Origin of the sequence: Kitasatospora sp. NPDC057904 (genome assembly GCF_042887925.1) — a bacterium.
Lineage (GTDB): Bacteria > Actinomycetota > Actinomycetes > Streptomycetales > Streptomycetaceae > Kitasatospora.
Map to the genome: position 1 here is coordinate 1 of NZ_JBHVOL010000007.1, position 11966 is coordinate 11966.

9 protein-coding genes and 1 pseudogene are annotated in these 11966 nt (G+C 74.5%); 6 read left to right on the top strand and 4 right to left on the bottom strand.

Annotation, left to right across the window (positions count from 1 at the left end):
• The 3 genes and pseudogenes from ACFVSN_RS18955 to ACFVSN_RS18965 form a co-directional block, all read left to right on the top strand.
• Window positions 1-249, top strand: a pseudogene (locus ACFVSN_RS18955) (hypothetical protein); the annotation flags it as partial.
• 128 nt (window positions 250-377) lie between these two features.
• On the top strand, window positions 378-4061 hold the full coding sequence (locus ACFVSN_RS18960) for a SpoIIE family protein phosphatase (protein ID WP_387956233.1): 3684 nt from the start codon (window positions 378-380) through the stop codon (window positions 4059-4061).
• A gap of 132 nt (window positions 4062-4193) precedes the next feature.
• Window positions 4194-4601, top strand: coding sequence for a nuclear transport factor 2 family protein (locus ACFVSN_RS18965; RefSeq protein ID WP_380438898.1), 408 nt, complete (start codon window positions 4194-4196; stop codon window positions 4599-4601).
• 7 nt (window positions 4602-4608) lie between these two features.
• On the opposite strand, the gene ACFVSN_RS18970 is transcribed toward ACFVSN_RS18965, so the two are convergent.
• From ACFVSN_RS18970 to ACFVSN_RS18980, 3 genes are all read right to left on the bottom strand, one after another.
• Entirely contained in the window at window positions 4609-5676 is a 1068-nt protein-coding gene (locus tag ACFVSN_RS18970) for an S-adenosylmethionine:tRNA ribosyltransferase-isomerase (protein WP_387593601.1), read from the bottom strand.
• Window positions 5673-6503: an SDR family NAD(P)-dependent oxidoreductase gene (locus ACFVSN_RS18975; protein ID WP_387956234.1), complete on the bottom strand. Its 831-nt coding sequence runs from the start codon at window positions 6501-6503 to the stop codon at window positions 5673-5675. The genes ACFVSN_RS18970 and ACFVSN_RS18975 overlap by 4 nt, the downstream gene beginning before the upstream one ends.
• A gap of 113 nt (window positions 6504-6616) precedes the next feature.
• Complete coding sequence (locus ACFVSN_RS18980; RefSeq protein ID WP_387956363.1) at window positions 6617-7573, bottom strand: RluA family pseudouridine synthase; 957 nt, start codon at window positions 7571-7573, stop codon at window positions 6617-6619.
• Between the two features lie 144 nt (window positions 7574-7717).
• On the opposite strand from ACFVSN_RS18980, the gene ACFVSN_RS18985 reads away from it, so the two are divergent.
• The 3 genes from ACFVSN_RS18985 (at window position 7718) to ACFVSN_RS18995 (ending at window position 10337) form a co-directional block, all read left to right on the top strand.
• Window positions 7718-8824 (top strand): PP2C family protein-serine/threonine phosphatase, encoded by a 1107-nt coding sequence (locus ACFVSN_RS18985; protein WP_387956235.1) that lies wholly within the window; start codon window positions 7718-7720, stop codon window positions 8822-8824.
• 107 nt (window positions 8825-8931) lie between these two features.
• Window positions 8932-9321, top strand: coding sequence for a DUF3224 domain-containing protein (locus ACFVSN_RS18990; protein WP_387956236.1), 390 nt, complete (start codon window positions 8932-8934; stop codon window positions 9319-9321).
• A gap of 158 nt (window positions 9322-9479) precedes the next feature.
• The gene (locus tag ACFVSN_RS18995; RefSeq protein ID WP_387956237.1) at window positions 9480-10337 is read left to right on the top strand and encodes a DUF5995 family protein; all 858 of its coding nucleotides are present in this window, start codon (window positions 9480-9482) and stop codon (window positions 10335-10337) included.
• Here the strand turns inward: ACFVSN_RS18995 and ACFVSN_RS19000 are convergent.
• Window positions 10298-11737 carry a GuaB1 family IMP dehydrogenase-related protein gene (locus ACFVSN_RS19000; protein WP_380438886.1) on the bottom strand — a complete coding sequence of 480 codons (1440 nt, stop codon included), beginning with the start codon at window positions 11735-11737 and terminating at the stop codon, window positions 10298-10300. The two genes, ACFVSN_RS18995 and ACFVSN_RS19000, sit on opposite strands and share 40 nt — an antisense overlap.
• Between the last annotated feature and the right edge of the window lie 229 nt (window positions 11738-11966).

Sequence of the window (11966 nt, forward strand, 5' to 3'; positions counted from 1 at the left end):
ACTGAACGCCTTCGAGATCACCTTCGACGGCCGGCTCTCCATCGGCCGCCGGTAATACAAATCAACCTGAGTTACACCGTTGGCTGGACACACCCGATCGGGGTCATGATCGGCGCGCTGCTGGTGTCGCCGGTCTTGCTGGTGGCAGGCAGTCCGCTGCGCCGCCGGTGCGTGCGGCGCCTCTACCGGGATGGTGCGCGTTCGCCGGTCGATCGGGCGCGGGTTCGAGGGATCCGGGCCGTCGGGTGAGCCGCGGTCCGGCGGTCGGGGTTCTGGTGGGTACGCCCCGGGCGGTGATGTCACGGTGAGCGGGCCCCGGGGGCCGCGTGCGAAGATGGCAGAGCTGGTGGAAGCGATCTCCGGACGGTTCTCTGGCCATGGTGAACGAGAACGAGCCGCACACGGGGGAGCCGCGGCAGGACGCCCTGCTGATGGTCCCGATCGCGACGGCGCTGATCGAGGCCGACGGGCGGATCCTGCACTGGAGCAGCGACGCCGAGGCACTGCTCGGTTACACCGCCGCCGAGGCGGTCGGTGCGAAGGCCGCGCAGTTGCTGACCTCGGACGAGGAGCGGCCCGACGTGCTGGAGCTGTTCCAGCAGATCCTGGACGGGCGGCCGTGGTCCGGGGTGTTCCCCGTGCGGCACCGGGACGGGCATCCCGTGAACCTGGAGTTCCGCACCCATCCCATCGCCGGTCCCGGCGGGCGCCCGCTGGTGCTGGCCGTCGCCTCGGACGTCACGACGCTGCGCCGGATCCAGGCGGACCTCGCGGTCCTGGACGGGTTCTTCACGCAGTCCCCGGTCGGCATGGGCGTCTTCGACGCCGATCTGCGGTTCGTCCGCCTCAACGAGGCGCTGGCCAGGGTCAACGGCCTGTCCGTCGGGGCGCACGTCGGCCACCGGCTGACCGAGCTGCTGCCCGGGATCAACGGCGCCGAGGCGGAGGCCGTGATGCGGCGGGTGCTGGAGACGGGCACGCCGGTCGTGGACACGCGCTCGCACGGCCGCACTCCGGGCGATCCGCAGCACGACCACGCCTGGTCCGCCTCGTACTTCCGACTGGAGGAGCCGGGCGGGCGGGTGCTCGGGGTCAGTTCGACGGTCATCGACATCAGCAAGCAGTTCCACGCCGACGCCCGCGCCGCCCGCGCGCAGGAGCGGCTGGCCCTGCTCGTCGACGCGACGGCCTCCATCGGCACCACGCTGGACCTGCGGCAGACCGCCCGCGAGCTGGCCGACGCGATGGTCCCGAGGGTGGCCGACATCAGCGGCGTGTTCGCCCTGGAGGCGCTGGTCGCCGGGCGCAACGTCGAGCCGACCGACCGGCTCGTCCCGCTGCTGGTGCGCCGGCTGGCCCTCGCGTCCACCGATCCGCTGTACCCGGCGGAGGCCCTGCCCGTCGACGCGGTGTACGAGCTCCCCCACGACTCCCCGTACGCGCGGGCGCTCGCCACCGGGCGGACGGTCGTCGTGCCGTCCTGGGAGCTGCCGCTGCTCAGCGAGGGCATCACCGAGAGCCGCCGCCAGGCCGCGCTCGGCGACCGGCCGCGCTCGGTGCGGATCACCCCGCTGGTGGCGCGCGGCACGACGCTCGGCATGATCGTGTACTCGCGGCGCGGCGCCCGGGAGTCCTTCGCCGAGGCGGACATCACGCTCGGTGACGAGCTGGCCTCGCGCGCCGCCGTCGCGATCGACAACGCCCGGCTGTACCTGCGCCAGCACCAGACCGTCCTCGCCCGCCAGCAGGCGCTGCGGGAGGCGAAGGCCGCGCAGGAGCGGCTGGCGCTGGTCAACGTGGCGTCCGCCCGGATCGGCACCACGCTCGAAATCGACCGCACCGCGCAGGAGTTGGCCGAGGTGGCGACGCCCAGGCTGGCCGACACGGTGGTCGTCGAGGTGCTGGACGACCTCGTCCGCGGCGAGCGTGAGGCCCGCCCCTCCGGGGACGGCTCCGCGCTCCTGCGCCGGATGGCCTTCCACTCCGTGCACGGCTCCACCCTGCGCCCGATCGACCGGACCGGTGGCGTGCAGCGCTTCCGGCCCGGCTCGCCGTACGCGTGGGCGCTGGCGAACCGCAAGCCCGTGCTGGTGCCGCGGATGGACGCCGAGGGGCTGGCCTGGTTCGCCGACGACCCGGTGCGCACCGCCGCGGTGCGCGAGCAGAACGTCCGTTCGTTCATGGTGGTCCCGCTGATCGCGCGCGGCACTCCGGTCGGCGTCGCGGGCTTCTACCGCACCCTCGTCGAGCGCCCCTACGAGGACGACGACCTGGCGTTGGCCGGGGAGTTGGCGGTGCGGGCGGCCGTGTCCATCGACAACGCGCTGCTGTTCACCCGCGAGCGCGACGCCGCCGCGGCCCGCCAGCGCGCGCTCGACGAGGCATGGGCCGCGCAGCAGCGGCTGTCGCTGCTCAACGAGGCCAGCACACGGATCGGCACCACCCTCGATCTGCACAACACCGCACGGGAGTTGGTGGAGGTCGTGATCCCGCGCTTCGCCGACTTCGTCACCGTCGACCTGCGCGACGCGGTGCTCGGCGGCGAGGAGCCGGGGCCCGTCCCGCCCGACGGCTCGGTGCTGATGCGGGCGGTCGCGGTCGGCGAGGTCGGCCCCTCGGGCACCATGACCGGCGCGGCGGACTCCGTCGGCGAGACGTCGCAGTCCGCCGCGCTGTACGCCGAGAGCCTGCGCAGCGGGCGGTCGATCCTCGTCTCCGAGGTCACCGAGGACGACCTGCGCCGGATCGTCGCCTCGCCCGACCGGGTGGAGCCCGGGCTGGCGGCGGGGGTGCACTCGTACCTGATGGTGCCGCTGGTGGCGCGCGGACTCGTGCTCGGCGGGGCGGAGTTCATCCGCATGGCCAACCCGGTGCCGTTCGGGCCGGCCGACCAGGCGCTGGCCGAGGAGCTCGCCGCCCGCACCGCCCTCGCGATCGACAACGGACGGCTCTACCGGCGCGAGCGGGACACCGCGCTCACCCTCCAGCGCAGCCTGCTGCCGCAGGAGATCCACCGCACGCTCGGCCTGGACATCGCCTACCGCTACCTGCCGAGCAGTGTCGTCAGCGAGGTCGGCGGCGACTGGTTCGACGTCGTTCCGCTGCCCTCCGGACGGGTCGCGCTGATCGTCGGCGACGTCATGGGACACGGCATCCGGGCCGCCGCCACCATGGGCCAACTGCGCACCGTCGCCCGCACGTTGATCACCCTCGACCTCGACCCGGCGCGCGTCCTGCACCGGCTCGACGAGGCCACCATCGCACTCGGGGACGGGCAGTTCGCGACCTGCGTGTGCGTCGTCTACGACCCCGTCGACCGCCACTGCACCGCCGCCTGCGCCGGACACCTGCCGCCGGTCGTCGCCGAGCCCGGCGGGCGGGCCCGGACGATCGAGCTGCCGCCCGGCGCGCCGCTCGGCGTCGGCGGAGTCCCGTTCGAGAGCGTCGAGTTCACCCTCCCCGAGGAGGCCATCCTCGCGCTCTACACCGACGGGCTCGTCGAACGCCGGGGCCGCGACATCGACGAGGGCATCCAACTGCTCTGCCGCACGATCGCCGACCGGCGCCGCTCCCTGGAGCAGACCTGCGACGCCGTCCTCGCCGAACTCACCGGCCGCACCGCCGAGGACGACATCGCCGTCATCATGGCCCAGGTCCGCCCGGTCGGCGCGGACCGGATCGCGACCCTGCCGCTCAGCGGCGACCGCGCGATGGTCGCGCACTCCCGCCGCTTCACCCGCACGACGCTCGCCGACTGGGGGCTCGACGCCCTCGCCGACTGGGCCGAGCTGCTCACCAGCGAACTCATCACCAACGCCCTCGTCCACGCCGGATCCCCCACCCAGCTGCGGCTGTTCTGCAACCGGATGCTCACCGTCGAGGTCGCCGACCAGGAGGGCGAGGCCCCGCGCATGCGGCCCGCCAGGTCCGAGGACGAGGGCGGGCGCGGCATGCACCTCGTCAACGAGCTCGCCCACCGCTGGGGCAGCCGGCGGACCGGGGACGGCAAGGTGGTCTGGTTCGAGCTGGAGCTGCCGCCCGGCACGACGGGCACCTCCTGAACCGCGTGTGGCCTGCGACGACAACGGTTGATTGTCGGCCCCGCACGGCGGTTGTTGGCCCGGTGCGGTGCCTGCGCGGTTGTCTGGTGGCACGGCGGGACAGCCCCACCGGAGGACACCAGAGGAGCCACCGTGAACCAGCAGCTCGACGCCCGCACCGTCGTCACCGCCTACGTCACCGCGATCGCCGGGGGTGACCTCGACACCGCCGTCGCCTGCTTCGCCGACGACGCCACCTGGGAGTACCCGGGCACCCTCCCCCTGTCGCGGGTGTGGCGCGGCAAGGAAGCCATCTTCAGCGAGTTCCTCGTCGGCGCGCGCGCCCTGTTCGCCCCCGACACCCCGCTGGAGGTGACGCTCACCCAGGTTCTCGCGGACGGCCCGAAGGCCCTCGCCGAGTGGACTTCCAAGGGGACGGCCGCGAACGGCAGCGCGTACGAGAACCACTGCGCGGCCGTGTTCACCGTCGAGAACGGGCTGATCACGGCCGTCCGCGAATACCTCGACACCGACCACGTCGCACGGACGCTCTTTGCCTGACGTCTCGTCAGGCCGGCAGGAGCAGGTTGACGTCGCCGAACTCGTGCCAGAGGTACCGGCTCCGGACGGCCTCGCGGTAGCAGCGGGCGAGGAGCGGAAGGCCGGCGACGGCGGCCAGGAGCTGGAGGTGGGAGGCCCGCGGCTCGTGCCAGCCGGTCAGGAGACCGTCGACCGCCCGGACGCCGCGCTCGGGGGTGATGACCAACTCCGTCCAGCCGTCGGCCTCGTGGACCGTCCCGTCCGGGTCGGCGGCGGACTCCAGCGCCCGCACCGCGGTGGTGCCGACGGCGATCACCCGGCCGCCGCCCGCCCGGACGTGGCCCACCAGTCGGGCGGTCGCCGCCGGGACGTGGAACCGCTCCGCGTACGGCGCCTCGTGCGCCTCCGGGGACGCGACGCCGGTGTGCAGGGTGATCGGCGCGAGCAGCACGCCGCGGCCGGCCAGGCGGGCGACCACCTCCGTCGTGAACGGGCGTGCGGCACTGGGCATTTCACTGCTGCCGGGGATGGTGGCGAACGCCGTCTGGTAGGCCTCCATCGGCCAGTCGCGGTCCACGTAGCCGTACCGGATCGCCCGGCCGTGGAGTGACAGGTACGGCAACAGCGCTGCGGGGAGGTCGAGTTCGGCGTACCAGAGGCGGGCGGTGAACGGGGTGGTCAACTCGGCGGCACCGCCGGCCGGCAGGCCGATCCGCAGGCCCGGGCGGGCCGGGCTGTCCTCGGGCGGGTAGTACTCCGCCGCCCTCCCGGGCACGACGCGGCGCAACTCCACCAGGAACGCTCCGCGTTGGTCCGGCTGGGCCGAGGACAGGTGCAGTGCGACCGGCGTTCCGTCGGGCAGCCGTCCGGGCAGGGCCGCCGGGATCGTCGCGGAGTTGTTGACCACCAGCAGGTCGCCGGGGCGCAGCACGTCGGGCAGGTCGGTGAAGCGGTGGTGCTCCACGGTGTCGCGCTCGCGCCGGCCGACCAGCATCCGGACGCCGTCGCGCGCCCGGCCGCGGGCCTCCGCCGGTGCGGGGGCGGAGAGTTCGGGCGGGACGGTGAAGTCGGGGCCGAGCTCCGTGAGGACGGTCATCGCCCACCTCGGACCGCTGCGAGATCCGCCGCACGGTCCCCCGTGCGGTCCGCTGCGACGTCCGCTGCGAGGTCCTCCGCCCGGTACCGGCCGGACGGCGCGCCGTCCCTGAGCAGGCCGAGCAGGGCGGGGGCGACCTCCTCCGGCAGCGGCTCGCCGGAGATGTCCTCGCCGGGGCTCGCCGCCTGCAGCATCTCGGTCCGCATGCTGCCGGGATCGACCGCCCAGACCCGCAACTCCGGCTCCTCCCGGGCGAGTACGGCGGTGGCGAGGTCGAGCGCCGCCTTGCTCGCACCGTAGCCGCCCCAGCCGACGTACGGCACGACGGCCGCGTCGGAGCTGATGTTCAGCACCGCACCGCCGTGGGCGCGCAGTTGCGGCAGGACGAACTGGGTGAGCGCGATCGGGGCGAGGGCGTTGACCTCGAACGTCTCCAGGAGTTCGGGCAGCGGCGCGTCGGCGATCCTGGGCAGCGGTTCGGCGCGGGCGTCGTCCGTGCCGTTGAGGGTCCCGGCGTTGTTGATCAGGAGGCTCGCGCCGCCGAGCCCGGCGGCGGCCTCGGCGAGGCGGGCGCGGTGGTCGTCGTCCACGATCGAGCCGGGCAGCGCGACGACCCTGGTGACGGCGCCCAGCCGGGCCTCGGCGGCGGCGAGCCCGGCGGCGCCCCGGGCGGTGATCACCAGCTGCCACCCGTCGGCGGCGAGCGCCTCGGCGAGGGCCAGGCCGAGTCCTCGGGAGGCCCCGGTGACGACGGCGACGCGGGTGGGGGTGGTGGGGGTGGTGGGGGCGGTGGGGGCGGTGGGGGCGGTGTGCTGTGCTGCGTTCATGCCCCCACGATCGCTCCGAGCGTCCGGGTGCCGGATCGGCCACCGGGACCGGGACCCGGTCGTCCGTTGGTCCTAGGGCGCCGGGTCCGACGTAGGGCGCCGGGGTCCGACGGTCAGGAGCCCCCGGCCCCGGCCGCCCAGCCCTCCGGGTCGGTCCAGGCGGACAGGGTGCGACGGCTCTCGAAGCGGTGCTCGCGGCCGGTCACGGGATCGGTGAACTCGACGACGGAGGCGAGCAGTTGGAGCGGCCGGCGGAAGTCGTCCGCGGCCGGCTCGGGCAGCACCACCGGGTACACCGGGTCGCCCAGGATCGGCACGCCCAGGCCGGACATGTGCAGCCGCAGCTGGTGCGTGCGCCCGCTGAGCGGCCGGAGCCGGTAGCGGGCGAGGCCGTCGCGCCGCTCCAGCAGGTCGATCCGGCTCTCGCTGTTCGGCGGGGCGTCGACCTCCCGGGCCGCGATCACCCCGCGCTCCTTCACGATGTGGCTGCGGACGGTCCGCGGCAGGCTCAGCCCGGGGTCGAAGGGCGCGACGGCCTCGTACTCCTTGCGGACCAGCCGGTCGCGGAAGAGCGTCTGGTACGCGCCGCGCTCCTCGGGCCGCACGACGAACAGGGCGAGCCCGGCGGTGAGGCGGTCGAGCCGGTGTGCGGGGCTGAGCGCGGGCAGGTCGAGGCCGTGCCGCAGCCGCGACAGCGCCGTCTCGACGACGTGCTTGCCGCGCGGGGTGGTGGCCAGGAAGTGCGGCTTGTCGACGACGACCAGGTGTTCGTCGCGGTGCACGACGGCGAGCTCGAACGGCACCCGCACCTCGTCGGGGAGGTCCCGGTAGAACCACAGGTGCCCGCCGGGCCGGAACGGGTCGTCCGGCGCGACCGGCCCGTCCTCGCCCACGATCTCCCGCCCGTGCAGCGCGGCGTCGACGCGCGCCGTGCCGACGGCGGCCAGCCGCTCGACGAGGTACGCCCGGACGGTCTCCCAGGGCCCCTCGATCGGCAGCCGCAGGTGCACGGGGTCCACACCGTTGCGCTGCGGAAGGGGGGAGGCCGGGCGGCGGCTCTTGCGTCTCATCTCGGTCACCCAGCCTAGTCGGGCGGCCGACGGCCCGGCCGACGGGGGCGCGGCCGGAGTCCCTGACCGCGCGGGTGGCACCCGGCCTGCTCCGAAAGACACGCCCTGGGTGCCGGGTGTCGGGGGCGCGGGGACAGTGGAGGGGTGATCGAGGAGGAGGACGAGCCGGGGGACTTGCCGCCGTTGCACTTGCCCCGGCGGACGCGGGGGTTGCTGTACGGCGCGTTCCTGCTGCTCGCCGGGGCCGTCGTGGCCGACCTGGTGAGCGGGCCCGGCACGACGCTCTCGCCGCTGCTCGCGGTCGCTCCGGTGCTGGCCGGGGCCACCACCAGGAAGGCGCGGGTGCCGCTCCTGGTCGGTGCGGCGGCGCTGCTGGCCGTGGGCACGCTGGAGAGCGCCAACGAGCAGCTGCCGACCGCCGTCCGGGTCAGCGTGCTGGTGACCGTCCTCGCCGCGACCCTCGCCAGCGCCGCCAACGTGCTGCTCGTGGCGGCGCGCGAGCGGGAGCTGTTCCAGGTCCGCACGGTGGCCGAGGCGGCGCAGCGGGCGCTGCTGCGGCCGCCGCCGGAGCGGATCGGCCGACTGCGGCTGGCCGTGCGGTACGTGGCGGCGGCGGCCGAGGCCCGGATCGGCGGGGACCTGTACGCCGTCCTCGACACCCGGTTCGGGGTGCGGATCCTGCTCGGGGACGTCCAGGGCCACGGGCTGCCTTCGGTGGAGACGGCGGCGGACGTGCTGGGGGTGTTCCGGGAGGGCGCGCGGACCGAGCCCGACCTCGGGCGGCTCGCGGAGCGCCTGGACGCGGCGCTCGCCGCGAGACCGGGCGACGGGCGGTTCGCGACCGCGCTGCTGCTGAGCGTGCCGCCGGGCCGGGAGCCGGTGACGGTCGTGAACTGCGGCCATCCGCACCCCCTGCTGCGCCGCGCGGGCCTGGTGGGCGAGCTGGAGCCGGAGGAGGCGGCGCCGCCGCTGGGACTGCTCGGGCTGACCGGCGGCCGCTACCCGGTGGGGCGCTTCGAGGCGCGGCCGGGCGATCTGCTGCTCCTGTACACCGACGGGGTCTCGGAGGCCCGGAACGCCGACGGGGTGTTCTACCCGCTGGCGCAGCGGCTGCCCGGCCTGCACGCGGGGCAGCCGGCGGACCTGCTGGACGGCGTGCTGGCGGACGTCGACGACTGGGTCGGCCCGGCCGGGCTCGCGGACGACGCGGCGCTGCTCGCGATCCGCTGGGAGCAGCGCGCGGAGCGCTGACCAGGGCATTCACCCGCGTGGGGCGCGATTGTCAGAGCTGTGTGCAAGGCTCTGATCGCGGTCGACGGGGTGTCGGTCGCGGAGACGTTCGTCGAGGGGAGAGCGCCATGGGGCACAGGGCGAGCGGGGCGTTCGAGCTGACCGCCTTCGAGCCGGTGGAGACGGAGGAGCGGGCGGGTGCGGCGTTCGGCCGGATCCGGATCGCCAAGACGTTCACGGGCGGGATCACCGGCACGAGCGAGGTGCGGATGACGTCCGTCGGGGACGCCGCGGGCGCGCCGGCCTCGTACGTCGCGGTGGAGCACGTGACGGGTGAACTGGACGGGCGGAAGGGCTCGTTCGTGCTCCAGCACGCCGCCTGGGACACCACCGGTGTGACGATACGCATCGTCCCGGGCACCGGCTCGGGCGAGTTGGCCGGGCTCACCGGGGAGTTCCACCTGACCGTCGGCGAGGACGGCGCGCACACCTACCTCCTGGAGTACGAGCTGGGCTGACGCCGCCGCCCCTCCGTCGACCGTCCCCCGGTCGGCTGCGCGCCGCGCGCTCCGGTCGGCCGGGCACACTGCCACGATGATGCGATCAGTGCACGATCGACATCGGAGGGTGGCGCATGCCCGGTGCGGCGGCGAGCACAGGAGCGAACGGCACGGCAGTGGACGTCACGAACCCGGACGGCACGGTCGACGGGGTGGTCGCCCGGCTGCGGGCGCTCGGGGCGGGGCTGCCGCCGGAGGACGGGGTGGCGGTGTTCAACCGGGCCTACCTCACCGTCACGGAGGCGGTCCGGGAGCGGCTCGGTGGTCCGTACTTCGCCGATCCGGCGGCGGTGGCCGAGTTGGACGTGGTGTTCGCGGGGCGGTACCTGCTCGCGGTGGCGGCCGACGCCGCCGGGCGGGAACCGCCCGCCTGCTGGCGGCCGCTGTTCGAGCTGCGCGCCCACCCCGGGGTGCACCCGCTGCAGTTCGCCCTGGCCGGGATGAACGCCCACATCCAGCACGACCTCCCGCTGGCCGTCCTGGACGCGTGCGGGCGGCTCGGCTGCGAACCGGAGGACGTCGAGGACGACTACCACCGGGTCAACGGGGTGCTGGCCGAGGTGGAGGCCGCCGTCCGGGAGCAGCTGCTGGGCGCGCACGGGCTGCCGGAGCCGGCCGCGCCGCTCGCGCACCTGCTGGGCGCCTGGTCGGTGGACGCCGCCCGCGAGGCGGCCTGGTCGGCGGTGCGGGCGCTGTGGGAGCTGCGCCGGGTGCCGTGCGCCGCGCACGCCTTCGCCGCCGCGCTGGACGGCTCGGTGGGGCTGCTCGGCCGCGCGCTCCTGCTGCCGCTCGGCCTGCACGACGGCGTCCACCACGACCCGGCCGCAGGAACGGCTGCGGGAACGGCCGCCGGCCGGCTCCCCGAAGCGAGGAACCGGCCGGTCGGCGAACCCGAGAACGGTGGCGGGGCGAACGCACGCGCCGCCCGTGCGGATCAGGCCCAGCTGGAGTGCAGCGGCTTGCCCTCGGCGTAGCCGGCCGCGCTCTGAACGCCGACGATCGCCTTCTCGTGGAACTCCTCCAGCGTGTTGGCGCCCGCGTAGGTGCAGGAGCTGCGCACGCCGGCCACGATCGAGTCGATCAGGTCCTCGACGCCCGGGCGGGTCGGGTCGATGAACATCCGGGAGTGCGAGATGCCCTCCTCGAACAGCGCCTTGCGGGCGCGGTCGTAGGTGGAGTCCTGGGCGGTGCGGTTGCTCACGGCGCGGGCCGAGGCCATGCCGAAGCTCTCCTTGTACTGGCGGCCGTCGGCGGCGGTGTGGAGGTCACCCGGGGACTCGTAGGTGCCGGCGAACCAGGAGCCGATCATCACGTTGGAGGCGCCGGCGGCCAGCGCCATGGCGACGTCGCGCGGGTGGCGGACGCCGCCGTCGGCCCACACGTGCTTGCCGAGCCGGCGCGCCTCGGCGGCGCACTCCAGGACGGCGGAGAACTGCGGGCGGCCGACGCCGGTCATCATGCGGGTGGTGCACATGGCGCCCGGGCCGACGCCGACCTTGAGGATGTCGGCGCCCGCCTCGACGAGGTCGCGCACGCCCGCCGCGGAGACGACGTTGCCGGCCACGATCGGGATCTGCGGGTCCAGGCCGCGCACGGCGCGCAGCGCGCTGATCATGCTCTCCTGGTGGCCGTGCGCGGTGTCGACGACCAGCACGTCGGCGCCGGCCTCGATGAGGGCCTTGGCCTTGCCGGCCACGTCGCCGTTGATGCCGACGGTGGCGGCGATCCGCAGCTTGCCGGCGGCGTCGACGGCCGGGGTGTACAGGGTGGCGCGCAGCGCGGCCTTGCGGGTGAGGATGCCGATGAGGCGGCCCTCGGCGTCAACGACCGGGGCGAGCTTGCGGTGGGCCTCGGAGAGCTTCTCGAAGGCGGCGCGCGGGTCGACGTCCTCGTCGAGGAGCAGCAGGTCGCGGGACATGATGTCGGCGAGGCTGGTGAAGCGGTCGACGCCCTGGCAGTCGGAGTCGGTGACGACGCCGACGGGCTTGCCGTCCTCGACGACCACGAGGGCGCCGTGCGCGCGCTTGGGCAGCAGCGACAGGGCCTCGGCGACGGTGGCGCCGGGGGCGAGGGTGATCGGGGTGTCGAACACCAGGTGGCGCTGCTTGACCCAGGCGATGACCTCGGCGATGACCTCGGTGGGGATGTCCTGGGGGATGGCGACCAGGCCGCCGCGACGGGCGACGGTCTCGGCCATCCGGCGGCCCGCGATGGCGGTCATGTTGGCGACGACCAGCGGGATGGTGGTGCCGGTGCCGTCGTTCGAGGAGAGGTCGACTGCCTGCCGGGAGCCCACGGCGGAACGGCTGGGGACCATGAAGACGTCGTCGTACGTCAGGTCGTACGAGGGCTTGAGGTCGTTCAGGAAGCGCATGAAATGGGGCTCTCTGGCTGGGAGAAGGTACACCTCGGGTGCGGTTGCGGCGATGCCGCCGGGGCGCACTCGGGCGCCCGGCACCCAACATTCGATTCTCCGGGAGGGTCGGGACAAAAGCCAGTTCGGGGACGATTGCTGGCGCTGTGCACAAATCAAGATCAAAGCTTCGCGCGTAGACTTGGATGATCGTCCAAACGATCGACCTTTCGCCCCGGCCGGGGCGACT

Excerpts from the sequence above, each read along its gene's own strand:
- ACFVSN_RS18960 (WP_387956233.1), top strand. The coding sequence starts at position 378 with ATGGTGAACGAGAACGAGCCGCACACGGGGGAGCCGCGGCAGGACGCC.
- ACFVSN_RS18970 (WP_387593601.1), bottom strand. The coding sequence starts at position 5,676 with ATGACCGTCCTCACGGAGCTCGGCCCCGACTTCACCGTCCCGCCCGAA.
- ACFVSN_RS18975 (WP_387956234.1), bottom strand. The coding sequence starts at position 6,503 with ATGAACGCAGCACAGCACACCGCCCCCACCGCCCCCACCGCCCCCACC.
- ACFVSN_RS18980 (WP_387956363.1), bottom strand. The coding sequence starts at position 7,573 with ATGAGACGCAAGAGCCGCCGCCCGGCCTCCCCCCTTCCGCAGCGCAAC.
- ACFVSN_RS18990 (WP_387956236.1), top strand. The coding sequence starts at position 8,932 with ATGGGGCACAGGGCGAGCGGGGCGTTCGAGCTGACCGCCTTCGAGCCG.
- ACFVSN_RS19000 (WP_380438886.1), bottom strand. The coding sequence starts at position 11,737 with ATGCGCTTCCTGAACGACCTCAAGCCCTCGTACGACCTGACGTACGAC.